This window comes from Pseudomonas sp. MSSRFD41, from assembly GCF_014230245.1.
In the GTDB taxonomy this organism is placed as follows: domain Bacteria; phylum Pseudomonadota; class Gammaproteobacteria; order Pseudomonadales; family Pseudomonadaceae; genus Aquipseudomonas; species Aquipseudomonas piscis.
Genome location: NZ_JACKZK010000012.1, coordinates 156,419 through 175,296, shown reverse-complemented (window position 1 = coordinate 175,296; position 18,878 = coordinate 156,419). Strand labels below are relative to the sequence as shown.

Sequence of the window (18,878 nt, the reverse complement as noted above, 5' to 3'; positions counted from 1 at the left end):
CATTGCAAAGGTTCGGAAAAAGGGGGCGCTGTTCAATTGCTGCCGCGGTAGTAGTCCTGGTACCACTGGACGAAGTTCTTCAGTCCATCCTCCAGGGGAACCTGGGGCCCGAAGCCGGTGAGGTTCTCCAGGGCGCTGACGTCCGCGTAGGTGTTGAGCACGTCGCCGGGCTGCAAGGGCAGGTACTCCACCCGGGCCGTGCGACCGAGCAGTTTCTCCAGGGTCGTCACGTATTCCTTGAGCTGCACCGGGCGCTGGCCGCCGATATTGAACAGGCGCCAGGGCGCCATGCTGGTGGACGGGTCCGGCTGCTCGCGGTCCCATAGCGGGTCACGTGCCGGTGGCTTGCCCAGCAGGCGTACCAGGGACTCGACGATGTCGTCGATATAGGTGAAGTCACGCTGGTGCATGCCGTAGTTGAACAGCTTCAGCGGGCGCCCCTGGCTGATGGCGTCGGCGAACAGGATCGGCGACATGTCCGGCCGGCCCCAGGGACCATAGACAGTGAAGAAGCGCAGGCCGGTGGCCGGCACGCCGAACAGGTGGGCGTAGCTGTGGGCCATCAGCTCATTGGCCTTTTTGCTGGCCGCGTACAGCGACAGTGGATGATCGACGTTGTCGCTGACCTTGTAGGGCGTTTGCTGGTTGGCGCCGTACACTGAGCTGGAAGAGGCGTAGATCAGGTGCTGCACCGGGTAGCGCCGGCACATCTCCAGCAGGTTGAGGAACCCGCCGAGGTTGCTGTCCAGGTAGGCCTTGGGATTTTCCAGGGAATAACGCACCCCGGCCTGGGCGGCGAGGTTGATCACCACCTCTGGGCGAACTTCGGCGAACAGCCGGTCCAGGCCCGGGCTGTCGGCCAGGTCCAGGCGTTGCAGGGGAAAGTGCCCCACCTGGCGTTCCACCCAGCGCACTCGATCGTGCTTGAGCCGGGGGTCATAGTAGTCGTTGAAATTATCCAGCCCGGTGACCTGGTGCCCATCCTTGAGCAAACGCAGTGCGGTATGGGCGCCGATGAAACCGGCGGCCCCGGTGATCAGGATATTCATGCGCAAAGTGCCCCGGGTACGCGATAGGGCAGGCCGATGCTCAGGTAGTGCAGCCCGGCATCCGCTGCCTGTTGCGGGTTGTAGAGGTTGCGCCCGTCGACGATCAGGCGGTCCTTGAGGGTCTCGCGCAGCAGTTTGAAGTCCACCACGCGAAAGGCTTTCCATTCGGTGCAGATCACCAGCGCGTCGGCACCCTGCAGGGTGTCGTCGCGGGTCGCGCATAGCTGAAGGTCATCGCGATAGCCATACAGGCGCCGGCATTCGGTCATGGCCTCGGGATCGAAGGCATGGACCTTGGCCCCGGCTTGCCACAAGGCTTCCATCAGGTAGCGGCTGGTGGCTTCGCGCATGTCATCGGTATTGGGCTTGAACGCCAGGCCCCACAAGGCGATGACCTTGCCCCGCAGGTTGTCCCCCAGGTGCGCCTTGAGCTTGCGGAACAGGACATGACGCTGCTCTTCGTTGACGTCGCGCACGGTCTTGAGCATGTGCGGTTCCAGGCCATGGCTCTGGGCGGTGTGGATCAAGGCGCGCAGGTCCTTGGGGAAACACGAGCCGCCAAAACCGGCTCCGGGGTAGATGAAGTGGTAGCCGATGCGCGGATCGGCGCCGATGCCCTTGCGCACGGCGTTGATGTCGACCCCGAGGCGTTCGGCCAGGTTGGCCATTTCGTTCATGAAGCTGATGCGAGTGGCGAGCATCGCGTTGGCCGCGTACTTGACCAATTCGGCACTGCGGTTGTCCATGAACATCAGGCGGTCGTGGTTGTGGTTGAAGGGGGCGTACAGCTCGCTCAACTGGTGGCGCGGCAGATCGTGGGCGCAACCGATGATGATCCGGTCCGGGCGCATGCAGTCGGCTACCGCCGAGCCTTCCTTGAGGAACTCGGGGTTGGACACCACATGCACTTGCAAATGGGACTTGCCCAGGTCCGCCAGTTGCTCGGCGACGGTTTCGACCACCAGGTCGGCGGTGCCCACCGGGACCGTGGACTTGACCACCAGGGTCTTGTCGCTGGACATCAGGCTGGCGATCTCGCGCGCCACCGCCAGGACATGGTCCAGGTCGGCGGAGCCGTCTTCGTTGGAGGGGGTGCCGACCGCGATGAAGATCACTTGCCCATGGTTCACGGCATCGCCGGGGCGGGTGGTGAAATGCAGTCGGCCAGCCTTCTGATTCTCTTCGATCAGAGTGGCGAGGCCCGGTTCGTGAATCGGAGGAATGGAACGTTGCAGTTGGGCGATCTTGTGGCTGTCTATATCGACACAGACCACGTTATGCCCGACATCAGCCAGGGCGACGGCTTGTACCAGACCGACGTAGCCAGTACCAAAAACGCTGACTTCCAAGGGAACGACCTCGTCCATGATGAGTGTATGGCGAGGGAATGCCTCACCTTCTGAAAAAAGCGTATGGCCTATAGCCTTCATTGCGCGCTTTTTTTGACACTACCACATGGTGAAGACATTTAATTGACGTTTTTGGGCGTTGCATTAATGACGCAGCGTTTTTTTTGTTTGTGAAAAAATAGTTAAACCCTTTTAAAACAAGGAGATAAATGCATTGATTATGGTCGTAATAGAAAACGTCAAATACTTGTTCTTTTTTACAAAAAGATAAATAAATCAGACGAACGGTATTGTTTTGTCAAACAAAAATGATGCTTTTTGGCCATTTACTGCTAAAACCCGCTTGGCCGAGGAGCGATTGTTGAGCGTTTGGACAGCTTTTTTGGCGCTGCTGTTGCCTGGTAAAAAATGTCGAAAATGATCAGTTTTCTGAAAGTGAATGACCCAGGAGCGTCGCCATGGGGCAGGCGAATGGGCGGAGGCAGACTGGGTAGTCAGACTAAAGTCGGGTAGGGCATGGCTGGGCGATCTGCCATCATTGCGGGTTCTCATTGATTCAATCAATTCAGTCAGCATGGCTTAATTCGCTGAATGGATTTTCCCTGGGTCTTTCTTTACCTCGCGTCACCGATTTTTTGCTGGAGCCTGTTCATGCGTCCCCCTTTCCCTCTACTCAATCCGTGCCCGCTCCTGGGCCTCGGAGCTGCCGTCCTGTGCTCGGGTTTTACCCTGCAGGCGCACGCCGCCGGTTTTCTCGAGGACAGTAGCGCCAAGCTCGAGTCGCGCACGGTCTACTTCAACCGGGACTTCCGTGATGGCCACACCAAGACCGCGCAGGGCGCATCCAAGCGCGAGGAGTCGGCCCAGGGCTTCATTCTCAACCTGCAATCGGGCTACACCGAAGGCACCGTGGGCTTTGGCCTGGATGCCCTGGGCATGCTCGGGATCAAGCTCGACTCCAGCCCGGATCGCAGCAATAGCGGCCTGCTGCCATCCAGCGGGCATGACCCTCGGGGCTCGGCCGACCAGTACGCCAAGCTTGGCCTGACCGCCAAGGTGCGCATGTCCCAGACCGTGTTCAAATACGGCGCGCAATTGCCGGACCTGCCGCTGCTCAAGTACAACGACGGGCGCCTGCTGCCCACCCTGTTCAATGGCGCGGTATTGACCTCCAGGGAGGTCAGGGACCTGACCTTCACCGCAGCCCGCCTGAACCGCTACACCGCCCGGGATTCCACCGATTCCCAGGACATTCGCGTGCATTGCAAGAACAAGCGCTATGCCTGCAACACCACGGCCGATCACTTCGACACCTACGGCCTGGACTACAAGTTCAGCGACCGCCTCAGCGGCCAGTACCATTACGCCGAGCTCGAGGATATCTATCGCCAGCACTTCATCGGCCTGGTGGCCAACCAGCCCCTGGGGCCCGGGGTGCTCAAGGGTGACCTGCGCCTGATCAAGAGTGACGACAGCGGCAGCGCCCGTGCCGGCAGCATCGACCATCGGGCCCTGAGCACCATGCTCGGCTACGGCCTGGGCGGGCATGTGTTCAGCGCCGGCTGGCAGCGCATGTATGGCGATAACTCGATGCCGTACCTGGATGGCAGCAACCCGTACCTGGTGAACTACGTCCAGGTCAACGACTTCGCCGCGATCCAGGAGCGCTCCTGGCAACTGCGCTACGACTACGACTTCAAGGCGGTGGGCATCAATGGCCTGAGCTTCCTGACCCGCTATGTCAGCGGCGACAACATCAAGGTCCCGGGCAGCCTGCGCGAAGGCCGTGAATGGGAACGCGACAGCGAGCTCAAGTACGTGGTGCAAAGCGGCACCTTCAAGGACGTCAGCCTGCGCCTGCGCAACGCCACTTATCGCAGCAACTACCAGAAGATTGCCCGCGACATGGACGAAACCCGCCTGATCGTCAGCTATAACTTCTCGATCTTCTGATCCTCTGCCGCGGGCCCCGGGAGCCCGCGCCTTGTAGCCGCTGTCGAGCCCGTGGCGAGGCTGCGCGAAGGCCGGCAGGGCCTTGCCTCGATCTACTGCGGGCAGGAGCAGCATCTGCCAGGCAGCCCGTGGCAGCAGCTTCAGGGAGCGGTTCAGTCCAACTGGTGCCGGTACGGCAAGTCCGGCCCGGTACGGGTGCAGGTCAGGGCCGCGGCGTTGACGGCGAAGCGCAGCAGGGCGTCGATCTGCTCGCGCTCCAGCTGCGCAAGACCCTGGGGCGAGTCCAGCCCTTGCTCGGTCAGCCAGGCGATCAACGCTGCCTGGAAGGTATCGCCGGCGCCCACGGTATCGGCCACCTGGACCTTGGGCGTCGCGACCGACCAGTGGCCATGCTGTTGGCTGAAGACCGTCGCGCCCTGGCTGCCACGGGTCAGGAACACCAGCTTGGCGCTGCCTTGCAGCCAACCACGGATCAGCACTTCGGGCGCCTGCCCGGGGTACAGCTGCTCGAGGTCTTCGTCGCTGACCTTGATCAGGTCGGCCTGTGCGGCCAGTTCATCGATGCGCTGGCGCCATAGCTGGATGTCCGGTTGCGGGCCGAGCCGCACATTGGGGTCGAGGCTGATCAGGCGCCGGCCCCGCTCGCGCCTTGCCAGTGCCAATAAGGTGTCGGCAATCGGCTGTACCACCAGGCAATAGGAGCCGATGTGCAACCCGCGCACCTGTTCGCCCAGCTCCGGCAAATGTGCGACCAGAAGCTGGCGATCGGCACACCCTTCACCGCGAAAGCTGTAGTGGGGAGAGCCGTCGGCGCCCACGGCCACCATGGCCAGGGTAGTGGGGGCCTCGAACTCCTGCAGGTAGCTAGTGTCCACGCCTTCGTTGTCCAGCACCTGTCGCAGGCGTTGGCCCAGGTAGTCCCGGGAGAGGCCGGCCAGCAGCGCCGCGTCGATGCCCAGGCGGCGCAGGCCCACCGCCACGTTGAATGGCGAGCCACCGGCGATCGCCTGGAATGCGACCTTGTTGGCCGGAGCTCCGGCCTCGTCTGCGCTGAACAAGTCGAACAGCGCTTCACCACACACTAGATACATAGTCATTCGCTCTGTAAGGGGAGTGCCAATTGCTGTCCATGGACTTGCGCAGCGTTTGGCGGGCCGCCCGGGCGCCAGGCGGCGGGTGGTGCATGATAGGGCGAGCAGCCTGGGGTTTTCGATCCTTCATGACCTGCGGCTTAACCATTGGCAGCCAGCATGGGCTTATAGCCCAAGGTCCACTGGCTTTTTGCGTTTCACTGCCTAAGATGGCCGTCCTGGTCCCTTGTGTTGGAAATCTCTGTTCACGATGTCGGAAAAAGACACCATCTCCCTGCAGCTGGTGCGCGAAGCGCTGTTGCAAAGTTGCGCTCCGGGCGCCGCCACCGATGAAATACTGCACAAGGTCGGCATCGATCCGGCCGACGTGCAGCAGGGCACCGGCCGGGTGCCGGCCAGCGCCTATGCGCGGCTCTGGCGCTTGCTGGCCAGGAGGCTGGACGATGAGTTCTTCGGCATGGACCCGCGCAAGCTCAAGTCCGGCAGCCTGGCATTCCTCTGTCGTTCGGCCATGGCCCAGCCGACCCTGGCCCAGGGCCTGGATTCGGTGCTGGGGTTCCTGTCGCTGATGCTTGAACACCTGCCGGCGCAACTGGTGCGCCAACAGAGCCTGGCGGAGATCGTGTTGCTGGAGGAGGAGCCCCCGCGCCGGGCCTTCACCTATTTCACCTACTGGATGATCGTCCATGGCGTGGCCTGCTGGCTGGCCGGGCGGCGGATTCCGATCCTGGCCATCGAGCTGCGCTGCCCGCAGCCGGATTTCTGCGACGACTATCGGGTGATGTTCTCTGACAACCTGCGCTTCGATCGGCCGCGCACGCGGATGATCATCGCCGCCGATTGCCTGGACTTGCCGATCAAGCGCAGCGACGAGGAGCTCAAGCGCTTCCTCGGCCATGCCCCGGCCAATATCCTGGTCAAGTACCGCGATCCGCAGAGCCTGGCCAGTCGTATCAAGCAACAGCTGCGGCAGTTGCCGGGTGAGCAGTGGCCTGAAGCCGAGAGCCTGGCCCAGAGCCTGTGCATTTCCGCTTCGACCCTGCGCCGGCGCCTGGCCGAGGAGGGGCAGAGCTACCAGGCCCTCAAGGATGGGGTGCGCAAGGAGCTGGCCATCGTCTGGCTGGCCGAGCCGCAGATCAGCTTCGCCGAGATCGCCGAGCGCCTGGGGTTCGCCGATACCAGTTCGTTCTACAAGGCGTTTCGCAAGTGGTCCGGTTCCAATCCCGGGCACTATCGCAGCCTGATCCTCAGCGTGCCGGCCTGATCCTTGGCCAAACCGGTCACGCAACTTGACAGCTTTGACCATTGTCCGGCCAGGACCCTGGCGCCAGTATTTCGTTGATTCTGATGAGGTTCCCCCTATCAGGCCGTTGAAAAACTGCCTGCGTTGCCATCGCTGCGTTAAAAACAGGCTCAAAATGCTCATTTACCACGCGTAAACTGCGCTTTTTCGCCTGCTTTTGCTGGGCGCTGGCTGCCTCGTCGACGTTTTTCAACGGCCTGCTACAAGAACAACGAGGGCTTCTGGCAATGCGCGATTACCTGTCCGCCACCGCAAACTTCAACTACCAGCACACCGTCGATGCCACCCTGGCCGGGTCGCTGCAGGCGCTCAATGCCTGCGTCGAGTGTTGTGACCGGCATGCATTGCCCGGTCGCATCGCGTTGTTCTGGGAGGGCAAGGACGGCAGCAGTGCCAGCTATACCTTCACCGATCTGCAGGACAAGGCCGGGCGCCTGGCCAACTTCCTGCGGGCCCAGGGCGTGGGCAAGGGCGACAAGGTCGCCGGCCTCTTGCCGCGCAATGTCGAGCTCTTGATCACGATCCTGGCCACCTGGCGCATTGGCGCGGTGTACCAGCCGCTGTTCACCGCCTTCGGCCCCAAGGCCATCGAGCATCGGCTCAGCAGCTCCGAGGCCAAGGTGGTGGTGACTGACGCGGTCAATCGGCCCAAGCTCAGCGAGATCGCCGGCTGCCCGACCGTAGTCACCGTGGCTGGCGCCAAGGGGCAGGGGATCGTGCGTGGCGACTTCAGTTTCTGGGCCGAACTGGAACAGCATCCGGCCCGTTGCGAGCCTGTGCTGCTCAGTGGCGAAGATCCCTTCCTGCTGATGTTCACCTCGGGCACCACCGGCCCGTCCAAGGCGCTGCAAGTGCCGCTCAAGGCCATGGTCGCGTTCCAGAGCTATACCCGCGATGCGGTGGACCTGCGACCCGAGGATGCGTTCTGGAACGTCGCCGACCCAGGCTGGGCCTATGGCATCTACTTCGGTATCACCGGCCCGCTGGGCCTGGGTCATCCGATCACCTTCTACGACGGCCCCTTCACCCTCGAAAGTACCTGCCGGGTGATCAACAAGTACGGCATCACCAACCTCACCGGATCCCCCACCGCCTACCGACTGCTGATCGCCGGTGGTGATCAGTTCGCCCGTTCGATCAAGGGCCGCTTGCGCATTGTCAGCAGTGCCGGCGAACCGCTGAACCCGGAAGTGATCCGCTGGTTCGCCGAGCACCTTGAGGTGGTGATCCACGATCACTACGGCCAGACCGAACTGGGCATGGTGCTGTGCAACCACCATGCCCTGGAGCATCCGGTGCATGTGGGGTCGGCCGGTTTCGCCTCGCCGGGTCATCGCATCGTGGTGCTCGACGAAGAATACCGCGAGCTGGGGGTCGGCCAGCCGGGGATCCTCGCCATTGACCGCCGGCAGTCGCCGATGTGCTGGTTCGCCGGTTACACCGGGGCACCGACCAAGGCTTTTGTCGGCGATTACTACCTGAGCGGCGATACCGTCGAGCTGAATCCGAACGGCAGCATCAGCTTCGTCGGGCGCAGTGACGATGTCATTACCACCTCCGGCTACCGGGTCGGTCCGTTCGATGTGGAAAGCGTCCTGGTGGAGCATCCGGCGTTGGTGGAGGCGGCAGTGGTGGGCAAGCCCGACCGGGAGCGTACCGAGGTGATCAAGGCCTTTGTGGTGCTGGGCGAGCGTTACCGCGCCACCCCGGAGTTGGCCGAGGAGCTGCGCCAGCATGTGCGCAAGCGCCTGGCGGCCCACTCCTATCCGAGGGAAATCGAGTTCGTCAGCGAATTGCCCAAGACCCCCAGCGGCAAATTGCAGCGCTTTATCTTGCGCAACCAGGAAATCGCCAAGGCTCAAGAGGCCGCGGCGGCAACAGTCAACGCGTGAACAGGGTGTGAACGATGCAGATTCAGAACAAGGTTTTTCTCGTCAGCGGTGGGGCCTCGGGCCTCGGTGCGGCCAGCGCTGAAATGCTGGTGGCCGCCGGCGCCAGGGTGATGCTGGTGGACCTCAATGCCGAGGCCGTGGCGGCCAAGGCGCAGCAGCTGGGATGCCAGAGCGTGGTCGCCGACATCAGCCAGGAAGCAGCAGCCGAAGCGGCGGTCCAGGCGACGGTCCAGGCCTTTGGCGGGCTCAATGGCCTGGTCAGCTGTGCCGGCATCGTGCGCGGCGAGAAGATCCTCGGCAAGAACGGTCCCCATGCCCTGGCGAGCTTCGCCCAGGTGATCAACGTCAACCTGATCGGCAGTTTCAACCTCATGCGCCTGGCGGCCGCGGCCATCGCCGAAGGCCAGGCCGATGCCGAAGGCGAGCGCGGGGTGATCATCAATACCGCCTCCGTCGCTGCCTTCGACGGACAGATCGGCCAGGCCGCCTATGCGGCTTCCAAGGGCGCCGTGGCCAGCCTGACCCTGCCGGCGGCCCGCGAGCTGGCGCGTTTCGGCATCCGGGTGATGACCATTGCCCCAGGTATCTTCGAGACGCCGATGATGGCGGGCATGAGCGACGAAGTCCGCGCTGGCCTGGCCGCCGGCGTGCCGTTCCCGCCGCGCCTGGGCAAACCCGCCGAGTACGCCGCGCTGGTACGGCATATCATTGAAAACAGCATGCTCAACGGCGAGGTGATCCGTCTCGACGGCGCCTTGCGCATGGCCGCCAAGTAAGGAGGATTCATCATGTCCATTGCCCAAGATCCGATCGTCATCGTCAGCGCCGTACGCACCCCCATGGGGGGCTTCCAGGGCGAATTGAAAGGCCTCAGCGCGCCGCAACTGGGTGCCGAGGCCATCCGCGCCGCCGTGCAGCGGGCCGGGATCGCCGCCGACAGCGTGGAAGAAGTGCTGTTCGGCTGCGTGCTGTCCGCCGGTCTCGGCCAGGCTCCGGCGCGCCAGGCGGCCCTGGGGGCCGGCCTGGACAAAGGCACCCGTTGCACCACCTTGAACAAGATGTGCGGTTCGGGCATGGAAGCCACCATCCTGGCCCACGACATGCTGCTGGCCGGCAGTGCCGAGGTGGTGATCGCCGGTGGCATGGAGAGCATGTCCAACGCCCCTTACCTGCTGGATCGCGCTCGCGCCGGCTACCGCATGGGCCATGGCAAGGTGCTGGACCACATGTTCCTCGATGGCCTGGAAGACGCCTATGACAAGGGCCGGCTGATGGGCACCTTCGCCGAGGACTGTGCCGAGGCCAACGGCTTCACCCGCCAGGCCCAGGACGAGTTCGCCGTGGCGTCGCTGACCCGTGCCCAACAAGCGATCAAGGATGGCCTGTTCAAGGACGAGATCGTTCCCCTGCAAGTGACCATCGGCAAGGAGTCCCGGCTGATCAGCGATGACGAGCAGCCGCCCAAGGCCAAGCTGGACAAGATCGCCAGCCTCAAGCCGGCGTTCCGCGAAGGTGGCAGCGTGACGGCCGCCAACTCCAGCTCGATTTCCGACGGTGCCGCGGCGCTGCTGCTGATGCGCCGCTCCGAAGCCGCCAAGCGCGGGCTCAAGCCACTGGCGGTGATCCATGGGCACGCGGCTTTCGCCGACACCCCGGGCCTGTTCCCGGTGGCTCCGGTCGGCGCCATCGAGCGCCTGATGAAGAAGACCGGCTGGTCCCTGGACCAAGTGGACCTGTTCGAGATCAACGAGGCTTTCGCCGTGGTCAGCCTGGTGACCATGAGCAAGCTGGAAATCCCCCATGACAAGGTCAACGTGCACGGCGGCGCTTGCGCCCTGGGCCATCCGATCGGCGCCTCCGGCGCGCGGATCCTGGTGACCCTGCTCTCGGCCCTGCGCCAGAAGGGCCTCAAGCGTGGCGTGGCCGCGATCTGCATCGGCGGTGGCGAAGCCACGGCCATGGCCATCGAATGCCTGTAACGAGGACCCGCCATGTTGCCCAATGACGAACAACAACAGATCAGCGATGCGGCCCGGCAATTCGCCCAGGAGCGTCTCAAGCCTTTTGCCGCCGACTGGGACCGCGAACATCGCTTTCCCAGGGAAGCCATCGCCGAGATGGCCGAAATGGGCTTCTTCGGCATGCTGGTGCCCGAGCAGTGGGGCGGTTGCGACACCGGTTACCTGGCCTATGCCATGGCCCTGGAGGAAGTCGCCGCCGGCGATGGCGCCTGTTCCACCATCATGAGCGTGCACAACTCGGTGGGTTGCGTGCCGATCCTCAAGTTTGGCAATGATGAGCAGAAGGAGCGCTTCCTCAAGCCCCTGGCCAGCGGCAGCATGCTCGGGGCCTTCGCCCTGACCGAACCCCAGGCCGGCTCCGATGCCAGCAGCCTGAAGACCCGGGCCCGCCGCGACGGCGACCACTATGTGCTCAACGGCTGCAAGCAGTTCATCACCTCGGGGCAGAACGCCGGGGTGGTGATCGTCTTCGCGGTCACCGATCCGGCGGCGGGCAAGCGTGGTATCAGCGCGTTCATCGTGCCCACCGACGCGCCGGGCTACAAGGTCGCGCGGATCGAGGACAAGCTCGGCCAGCACGCTTCCGACACCTGCCAGATCCTCTTCGAGGACGTGAAGGTGCCGGTGGCCAACCGCCTGGGGGCGGAGGGCGAGGGCTACAAGATCGCCCTGGCCAACCTCGAAGGCGGCCGGGTCGGCATCGCTTCGCAGTCGGTGGGCATGGCCCGCGCCGCGTTCGAGGCGGCGCGCGACTACGCCCGCGAGCGCGAGACCTTCGGCCAGCCGATCATCGAGCACCAGGCCGTGGCTTTCCGCCTGGCGGACATGGCCACCCAGATTGCCGTGGCGCGGCAGATGGTGCATTACGCCGCCGCGCTGCGCGACAGCGGCAAGCCGGCCCTGGTGGAGGCCTCGATGGCCAAGCTGTTCGCCTCGGAGATGGCCGAGAAGGTCTGTTCCGCGGCCTTGCAAACCCTGGGCGGCTATGGCTATTTGAGCGACTTCCCGCTGGAGCGGATCTACCGTGACGTACGGATCTGCCAGATCTATGAAGGCACCAGCGACATTCAGCGCATGGTCATTTCGCGCAATCTCTGACTTTTAGCAGGAGCTGATTCATGAGCTACGAAACCATTCTGTTGGATATCAAGGACCGGGTCGGCCTGATCACCCTCAACCGTCCGCAAGCCTTGAACGCGCTCAACGCGCAGATCGTCGGCGAGATCAACCAGGCCCTGGATCGCCTGGAAGCCGACCCGCAAATCGGCTGCATCGTCATCACCGGCTCGAAGAAAGCCTTCGCCGCCGGCGCCGACATCAAGGAAATGGCCGAACTGACCTATCCGCGGATCTACCTCGACGACCTGTTCAGCGACAGCGATCGGGTGGCCAACCGGCGCAAGCCGATCATCGCCGCGGTCAATGGCTTTGCCTTGGGTGGCGGTTGCGAACTGGCGCTGATGTGCGACTTCATCCTGGCCGGCGACAACGCCAAGTTCGGCCAGCCGGAAATCAACCTCGGCGTGCTGCCGGGCATGGGCGGTACCCAGCGCCTGACCCGCGCGGTGGGCAAGGCCAAGGCCATGGAATTGTGCCTGACCGGGCGTTTCATCGATGCCGTGGAAGCCGAGCGTTGCGGCATCGTCGCGCGCATCGTGCCGGCCGACGAACTGGTGGACGAAGCGCTGAAAGTCGCCGCGCTGATCGCCGGCAAGTCGGTACCGGTGAGCATGATGATCAAGGAAAGCGTGAACCGTGCCTTCGAGGTCAGCCTGTCCGAAGGCGTACGCTTCGAGCGCCGGGTGTTCCATGCAGCCTTCGCCACCCAGGACCAGAAGGAAGGCATGGCGGCCTTCATCGCCAAGCGCGAGCCGCAGTTCAAGGATCAATAACCGCACCGCCCCTGGCAGGACGCGGTGTCTGTCCCGCGTCCCGCACCATCAACCGCAGCGGTTAGCTGCGGTTGATGGAGACTCCGCCGTCGACCAGCATCGCCGTCCCGCTGACGAAACTGGCGGCGTCCGATGCGAGGAACAGCGCCGCACGGGCAATTTCCTCGGGACGGGCCAGGCGCTTGAGGGCATGCAGGCTTTCGACAAAGGCGTGTTGCTCAGGCGTATCGGTTGCTGCCCGGCCCATGGGCGTGTCGGTGCCTCCGGGCAATAGCGCGTTGGCGCGAATGCCATGGGGACCCTCTTCAGTCGCGATGACCTGGGTCAATCCGATCAGCGCGGCCTTGCTCGCGGCATACGCCGCCATACCGGGAAAACCGACGCGGTGCCCGACAAAGCTGGACGTGAAAATGATGGACCCTGCGCCCCGGCTGCGCAGAGCAGGCAACTGGTACTTGGCCCCCAGAAAGGCACTGGTCAGGTTGGAGTCGAGCACGGCCTGCCACTGGCCCAGGCTCAGCTCGGAGACGGGCCGGGTTTCACCGGTGATCCCGGCGTTATTGAATGCGATATCCAAGCCCCCGAAATGCTCCACCGCCAGCGTCACCAGACGCTCGGCCAATGCCTCGCTGCGAATATCACCTGCAACCCCGAGTACCTCGCCACCGTCCTGCTGGATCTGGGCGACCAGCGCATCCAGTGCTTCACCCCGACGGCCGGTCACTATCAGGCGCGCGCCCTCTTGGGCGAACAGCCGGGCGGCGGCCTGGCCGATGCCCGAGGTGGCTCCCGTGACAATCGCGACTTTGTCTTGCAGTTGTTTCATGATTGACCTCCTGTGCGTGAGCGTTGAGCCAACCATAGGCCGCTCCGAACGGCGCTGAACTCCGGATCTTGCGTTGAATGTTTGTGACCGCGCCAGGGCCGGCTGCCTGACAGGGCACGACAGGGCTTATGGGGCCTCGCGCTGCGGATCGCGGCTGGCGAGGAGGGCGGCCAGGCGAGCAAAAAAAATCGCAGCCAAGGCTGCGATTTCTGCTTTGCGGCGCTCCTGCCTACAGCTGGTAATGCTTCAGCTCGCGGGCGATCAGCAGGCGCTGGATCTCGCTGGAGCCTTCGTAGATCTGGGTGATCCGTGCGTCGCGGTAGTAGCGCTCCACCGGGTAGTCCTCCAGGTAACCATAGCCGCCGTGGATCTGCATGGCCGAGGAGCAGACCTTCTCGGCCATCTCCGAGGCGAACAGCTTGGCCTGGGAGGCTTCGGACAGGCAGGGCTGGCCGGCGCTGCGCAGGCGGGCGGCATGCAGGATCAGCAGGCGGGCGGCGTTGATCCGGGTGTGCATGTCCGCCAGCAGGTTGGCGATGCTCTGGTGCTCGATGATCGGCTTGCCGAACTGCACCCGGTCGCGGGCATAGGCCAGGGACGCTTCGAAGGCGGCCCGGGCGATCCCCAGGGCCTGGGCGGCGATACCGATGCGCCCGCCTTCGAGGTTGGACAGGGCGATGGCCAGGCCCTTGCCGCGTTCGCCCAGCAGGTTGGCGGCCGGCACGCGGCATTGGTTGAGCGTCACGGCGCAGGTGTCGGAGGCGCGGATGCCCATCTTGTGCTCGGTGCGGTCGACGATGAAACCCGGGGTGTCGGTGGGGACCAAGAATGCCGACAGGCCTTTCTTGCCCAGCTCCGGATCGGTGACGGCGAAGACGATGGCCAGTTGCGCGCGCTTGCCGTTGCTGACGAATTGCTTGGCGCCGTTGATCACCCACTGGCCGTCGCGCAGTTCGGCGCGGGTCTTGAGGTTGTGGGCCTCGGAGCCGGCCTGGGGTTCGGTCAGGCAGAAGCAGCCGATGGCCTGGCCACTGGCCAGGCGCGGCAGCCAAGCCTGTTTCTGCTCTTCGCTGCCGTAGTTGAGGATCGGCCCGCAACCCACCGAGTTGTGGATGCTCATCAGCGCGCCGGTGGCGCCGTCGCCAGCGGCGATCTCTTCCACGGCCAGGGCATAGGCCACGTAGTCCAGGTAGCTGCCGCCCCATTGTTCGGGAACCACCATGCCCAGCAGGCCCAGTTCGCCCATCTTGCGGACCAGGGCGTCGTCGATCCAGCCGGCCTTTTCCCAGGCCTGGGCATGGGGCGCGATCTCGCCGCGAGCGAAATCCCGGGCCATGTCGCGGATCATCACTTGTTCTTCGGTCAATTCGATGTCGTGCATGAGTTCAGCTCCCGCTGCCGTCGAAACCGCTGAAGAAGCTCGCTACCCGGTCGGCCTCGAGGGCCGCCAGGGTCGGCGGATTCCAGCGGGGGGTCTTGTCTTTGTCGATGATCAGGGCGCGTACGCCCTCCATCAGGTCGCCACGCTCGAACCACTGGCGGTCCAGGTGCAGCTCCAGGGCGAAGCATTGTTCCAGGGCCAGGTGCCGGCCCTGGCGCAGCATTTCCAGGGTCACGGCCATGGCCAGTGGCGAGCGGGTCTCGAGCAGGTCGGCGGTGGCCAGTGCCCACTCGTGGCTATCGGCCACGCTCACGCTGCGCAGTTGCTCGACGATGGCAGGCACGTCGGGCAGGGCGAAGAAATGGTCGATGGCCGGGCGCAGGCTGGCCAGTGGCGCGTCGGGCAGGGTCTGGACGCCGAGCTTGGCCAGCAGCCCCTGCAGGTCCTTGAGCGGTGCATGGCTCCACTGCAGGCGGTCCAGGCGCTGGTCGAGCAGTGCCAGCTTGTCGCTTTCCAGGTGCCAGTCGGCCAGGCCGCAGTACAGGGCGTCGGCCGCGCGGATCTGTACGCCGCTGACCCCCAGGTAGGTGCCCAGCTCGCCGGGGATGCGTGATAGGAAATAACTGCCGCCGACGTCCGGGAAATAACCGATGGCCACTTCCGGCATCGCCAGGCGGCTGCGTTCGGTCACCACCCGCAGATCCGCACCCTGCACCAGGCCCATGCCGCCGCCGAGGACGAAACCGTCCATCAGGGCCAGCACCGGCTTGCGGTAATGATGGATCGCCAGGTCCAGGGCGTACTCCTCGACGAAGAACGCTTCGTGCAGGGTGCCGCCGCTTTTGTAGCTGTCGTACAGCGAGCGGATATCGCCGCCGGCGCAAAAGGCTTTGTCACCGGCGCCGCGCAGCACCACTGCATGGATTTGCGGATCCTGGGCCCAGGCGTCCAGTTGCCGTTGCAAGGTACGCACCATGGACAGGGTGATGGCGTTGAGACCGGCGGGGCGATTGAGGGTCAGGTGGCCGATGTGGTTGCGCACCTCGACCTGCACCTCGTCCTGAGGTGCATCGAGTTCCCGGGCCGTATGGGATGAAACCTGAGCAGTCATCACTAACTCCCTGCTTTTATTGTCTTTATATGAGGCTCGCGGACGAGCATCGGCGGATCGTATCAGTGCAAATTTGCCTTGTACAACCCGGAAAGCTGCAGGTTGGCTATGCATTTTTGCAGGGTCGGACAAGCCCCGCGAACACCTGGTAATGGCCCTGGGCAGGACCGTGCAGCCTTGGCCCGCAGCACCGGGGTTTCGGCGCGGGCGGTCAGCCTGGCGGTGCCGGCACGCCAGCGCCACGCGGCCCAGGGGCCCGCGCCGGGCACTTGAACAGTACGCTCTGGCTGGCCCGCAGGCGTTCTTCGCAGCCCAGGGCCGCCAGTTGCCCGCTGACTGGCGCAAGGTCTTTCTGCCGTCGTACCAGGTAGAAGGCCTGGTCGATCGGCAATTCCTCCAGGCGCTCGATCCGCCGGGCTTGCCCGGCGGTGTAGAACTGCGCCGAGTACGAGCGTCGGCCCCAGTAGAATAGCGGCGCCGGCTCGTTGGCTTGCAGGCCGTTCCAGGCCTGGGCCATGGCTTGCTGGTTCTGCGCACGTTGCAGGGCCGCGCCCTGGGTCACGGTGAACAGCAGGCCCAGGGGCAGCAGCAAGGCCAATCCCAGCCACCCTGGCGAGACTGTCTTGCCATCGGCCCGCCGTGGCGTGGTCAGGGCCAGCGCCAGCAGCAGGCACCAGGCGGGCAGGGCGGGCAGGACGTAGGTCCACAGGATATTGCTGGAGAAGGTGAAGAACAGTGGGGTGACCACGGCCCACCAGCTGATGAAGCTCAGGCGCAGGTCCAGGCAGGCGGACGGTCGATAGACCCGGTACAGCAACGGCAGCAACAGGCTCCAGGGCAGCAGTGCCATCAGCAGTTCCAGCCAGATGCTGGCGTAGGGGCGTTCATGGGCGCTGCCGTACAGATCGCCAGGCCAGTCGCTGACCATATAGCGTTTCCAGTGCTCGCCCACCAGGAAGTAGTCGAGAAACCCGGGCGTGCGCCATTCGGCCAACAGGTACCAGGGAACGGACACCAACAGCATTACCCCCAGGCCGCTGAACCAGGGCAGGTTCAGCAGGGCGCGCCACTGCCGGTTGAACAGGGTCCAGAGCCCGGCCTGGGCTCCCACCAGCACCAGCACCAGCGGTCCCTTGGCCAACAGTCCCAGGCCGAGGCCGAAGAACCCGGCCAGGGCCCAGGCACGTCGGCCATGCACCGCGCCGCGCCAGAAACCGTAGCTGGCCAGCAGGATCGAGAAGCTCAGGGCCGGGTCGGTCAAGACCACGCCAGCGGCCAGCAGCCCCAGGCCGGAGCTGGAGAACAGGATGGCCGCCAAGAGACCGATGCGCTCGTCGTACTCTTCGCGGGCAAAGCGGATCAGCAACAGACAGCTGGCTATATGGAACAGCCAGGCGGGCAGGCGCACGGCCAGCTCGTTGATGCCCAACCACTGCATGCCCAGGGCCTGGCTCCAGAAGGCTAACGGCGGCTTGCCCCAGAACGGCACGCCGTAGTCGAACATCGGGGTCACCCAATCATCGAGCTCCAGCATCTTGCGCGCCATCTCGGCATAGCGCGCTTCGGAGGTGTCCATCAACGGATACAGGCCCAGGGTCAGCAGGCGCAGGCCGAGGATGCCCAACAGCAGCCACCACAGGTGGCGGGTGGAAAGTCTGTTCATCGAAGCACTTCTTGTTCGTCGGCCCGGGTCGTGGAAGGTGCCGGCAATTGTCGGGGGAAGCCGCCGAAGGTGCTGTGCAGGAAGTACAGCGGTCGGCGCTTGACCTCGACCAATGCGGCGCCGATATATTCGCCGACCATGGCGATGCCCACCAGTGCCAGGGCCATGGCACCGAGGATCAGGTGATCGATGCTGAAGGCGTCGGCGAGCCACTGGTGCAACAGGTAGGAGCAGGTCAACAGCAGGGTGGCCAGGCTGAGCACGCTGAACCAGCGCAGGGGCTTGCGGGAAAAGGCCAGGACGCCCTCCATCGCCAGGTCCACCAGGGCCATGGGGCTCCACTTCGACTCGCCGGCCTTGCGCCGGGCCCTCCGATAGGGAATCTCCACGGTCTTGAAACCCAGCCAGTTGACCAGGCCCTTCATCAAGGTCGCCCGCTCGGGCATGTGGCGCAGGGCGTTCAATGGCGCGGGGCCGATCAGGCGGAAGTCGCTGACATCCGGTGGTACCGGGTACTTGTCCACCAGCAGGTTCATCAGCTTGTAGTAGAGCCGGGCGCTCAGGCGCTTGCCGGCGGTATCGCTACGTCGGTCGCTGCGCTGCATGTTGACGATGTCGTGGCCGGCCAGCCAATGGCGCACCATGGCCGGGATCAGTTCCGGCGGGTCTTGCAGGTCGGCATCGATGAACAGCACCGCATCCCCGGCCGCATGGTCGATGCCGGCGGACATTGCCGATTCCTTGCCAAAGTTGCGGCTCAAGTTCAAGCAGCGCACCCGGGGCGCGCGGCAGAACTGTTCCAGTAGTTCATAACTTCCATCCTGGCTGCCATCGTTGACATAGAGAATTTCATAGGCCACCGGCAGGGCGCTCAATACCAATGTCAAGCGATGGTGGAACTCCGGCAATACATGGGCTTCGTTATAACAGCAGACAATGACGCTGATGACTGGGTGATTGTCTACTTGCGCGTGGCTAGGCAATTTCATTTTTAAAAGTCCAGGTCCGGTTTATCCAGTAGCTGCCCAAGGTCAGGCAGAAGGTACTCACTAGTTGCATCGATAACGGCCAGTCCGGTGCCAGGGCCAGCAGGCACAGCATCAGCAAAGCATTGCCGAGGTTGTAGACGGCGGCCGTGACGCAGAAGCGCCAGGCCTGGTCGCTACGAGCCTGGCAATCGCCCCGGGCAAAGGTCCAGCGCTTGTTGCCCTGGTAGCTGAGCCAGGTTCCCAGGCTGGCGCCCAGCAAACTGGCCAACAGCGCCGGCAGGGGACCGAGTAGCAGCAGGAACACCACGTAATGAGCCGCGGTGGCGATCGCGCCCACCAGCAAGTAACGTGGAAGTTG

The 18,878-nt window shown here is 64.1% G+C and carries 17 protein-coding genes; 7 read left to right on the top strand and 10 right to left on the bottom strand.

The genetic code is table 11. The features are described from left to right. Positions 1–32 precede the first annotated feature (32 nt). The 3 genes from H7A76_RS19115 to H7A76_RS19105 form a co-directional block, all read right to left on the bottom strand. The gene (locus H7A76_RS19115; protein ID WP_185699931.1) at positions 33–1,049 is read right to left on the bottom strand and encodes an NAD-dependent epimerase; all 1,017 of its coding nucleotides are present in this window, start codon (positions 1,047–1,049) and stop codon (positions 33–35) included. Beyond that, the gene (locus H7A76_RS19110) at positions 1,046–2,398 is read right to left on the bottom strand and encodes a UDP-glucose/GDP-mannose dehydrogenase family protein (protein WP_185699930.1); all 1,353 of its coding nucleotides are present in this window, start codon (positions 2,396–2,398) and stop codon (positions 1,046–1,048) included. The genes H7A76_RS19115 and H7A76_RS19110 overlap by 4 nt, the downstream gene beginning before the upstream one ends. A gap of 276 nt (positions 2,399–2,674) precedes the next feature. Then, positions 2,675–2,974, bottom strand: coding sequence for a hypothetical protein (locus H7A76_RS19105; protein WP_185699929.1), 300 nt, complete (start codon positions 2,972–2,974; stop codon positions 2,675–2,677). Positions 2,975–3,049: 75 nt separating this feature from the next. On the opposite strand from H7A76_RS19105, the gene H7A76_RS19100 reads away from it, so the two are divergent. Then, entirely contained in the window at positions 3,050–4,351 is a 1,302-nt protein-coding gene (locus H7A76_RS19100) for an OprD family porin (protein WP_185699928.1), read from the top strand. 152 nt (positions 4,352–4,503) lie between these two features. On the opposite strand, the gene H7A76_RS19095 is transcribed toward H7A76_RS19100, so the two are convergent. After that, positions 4,504–5,442, bottom strand: a complete 939-nt coding sequence (locus H7A76_RS19095; protein ID WP_185699970.1) for a carbohydrate kinase family protein — start codon at positions 5,440–5,442, stop codon at positions 4,504–4,506. A 250-nt stretch (positions 5,443–5,692) separates the two neighbouring features. Here H7A76_RS19095 and H7A76_RS19090 point away from each other — a divergent pair, with 250 nt between their 5' ends. From H7A76_RS19090 to H7A76_RS19065, 6 genes are all read left to right on the top strand, one after another. Further along, on the top strand, positions 5,693–6,706 hold the full coding sequence (locus tag H7A76_RS19090) for an AraC family transcriptional regulator (protein ID WP_185699927.1): 1,014 nt from the start codon (positions 5,693–5,695) through the stop codon (positions 6,704–6,706). Positions 6,707–6,972: 266 nt separating this feature from the next. Next, a complete protein-coding gene (locus tag H7A76_RS19085; RefSeq protein WP_185699926.1) occupies positions 6,973–8,637 on the top strand; it encodes an AMP-binding protein in 1,665 nt (554 codons plus the stop codon). 14 nt (positions 8,638–8,651) lie between these two features. Continuing rightward, on the top strand, positions 8,652–9,413 hold the full coding sequence (locus tag H7A76_RS19080; protein WP_185699925.1) for an SDR family NAD(P)-dependent oxidoreductase: 762 nt from the start codon (positions 8,652–8,654) through the stop codon (positions 9,411–9,413). A 12-nt stretch (positions 9,414–9,425) separates the two neighbouring features. Beyond that, positions 9,426–10,616: an acetyl-CoA C-acyltransferase gene (locus H7A76_RS19075; protein ID WP_185699924.1), complete on the top strand. Its 1,191-nt coding sequence runs from the start codon at positions 9,426–9,428 to the stop codon at positions 10,614–10,616. A gap of 12 nt (positions 10,617–10,628) precedes the next feature. Continuing rightward, a complete protein-coding gene (locus H7A76_RS19070; RefSeq protein ID WP_185699923.1) occupies positions 10,629–11,756 on the top strand; it encodes an acyl-CoA dehydrogenase in 1,128 nt (375 codons plus the stop codon). A gap of 20 nt (positions 11,757–11,776) precedes the next feature. Next, positions 11,777–12,550, top strand: coding sequence for an enoyl-CoA hydratase (locus tag H7A76_RS19065; RefSeq protein ID WP_185699922.1), 774 nt, complete (start codon positions 11,777–11,779; stop codon positions 12,548–12,550). Positions 12,551–12,611: 61 nt separating this feature from the next. Here H7A76_RS19065 and H7A76_RS19060 read toward each other — a convergent pair whose 3' ends face one another. The 6 genes from H7A76_RS19060 to H7A76_RS19035 all read right to left on the bottom strand — a co-directional run bounded on the left by H7A76_RS19060 (position 12,612) and on the right by H7A76_RS19035 (position 18,857). Further along, positions 12,612–13,376 carry an SDR family oxidoreductase gene (locus H7A76_RS19060; RefSeq protein WP_185699921.1) on the bottom strand — a complete coding sequence of 255 codons (765 nt, stop codon included), beginning with the start codon at positions 13,374–13,376 and terminating at the stop codon, positions 12,612–12,614. Positions 13,377–13,605: 229 nt separating this feature from the next. Further along, positions 13,606–14,757 (bottom strand): acyl-CoA dehydrogenase family protein, encoded by a 1,152-nt coding sequence (locus tag H7A76_RS19055; protein ID WP_185699920.1) that lies wholly within the window; start codon positions 14,755–14,757, stop codon positions 13,606–13,608. Positions 14,758–14,761: 4 nt separating this feature from the next. Further along, positions 14,762–15,868: an enoyl-CoA hydratase/isomerase family protein gene (locus tag H7A76_RS19050; protein WP_185699919.1), complete on the bottom strand. Its 1,107-nt coding sequence runs from the start codon at positions 15,866–15,868 to the stop codon at positions 14,762–14,764. Positions 15,869–16,079: 211 nt separating this feature from the next. Further along, complete coding sequence (locus H7A76_RS19045; protein WP_185699918.1) at positions 16,080–17,531, bottom strand: ArnT family glycosyltransferase; 1,452 nt, start codon at positions 17,529–17,531, stop codon at positions 16,080–16,082. Next, positions 17,528–18,520, bottom strand: a complete 993-nt coding sequence (locus tag H7A76_RS19040) for a glycosyltransferase family 2 protein (RefSeq protein ID WP_185699917.1) — start codon at positions 18,518–18,520, stop codon at positions 17,528–17,530. The genes H7A76_RS19045 and H7A76_RS19040 overlap by 4 nt, the downstream gene beginning before the upstream one ends. Beyond that, complete coding sequence (locus H7A76_RS19035; RefSeq protein WP_185699916.1) at positions 18,507–18,857, bottom strand: GtrA family protein; 351 nt, start codon at positions 18,855–18,857, stop codon at positions 18,507–18,509. Before H7A76_RS19035 ends, H7A76_RS19040 begins: the two co-directional genes overlap by 14 nt. Positions 18,858–18,878: the final 21 nt, after the last annotated feature.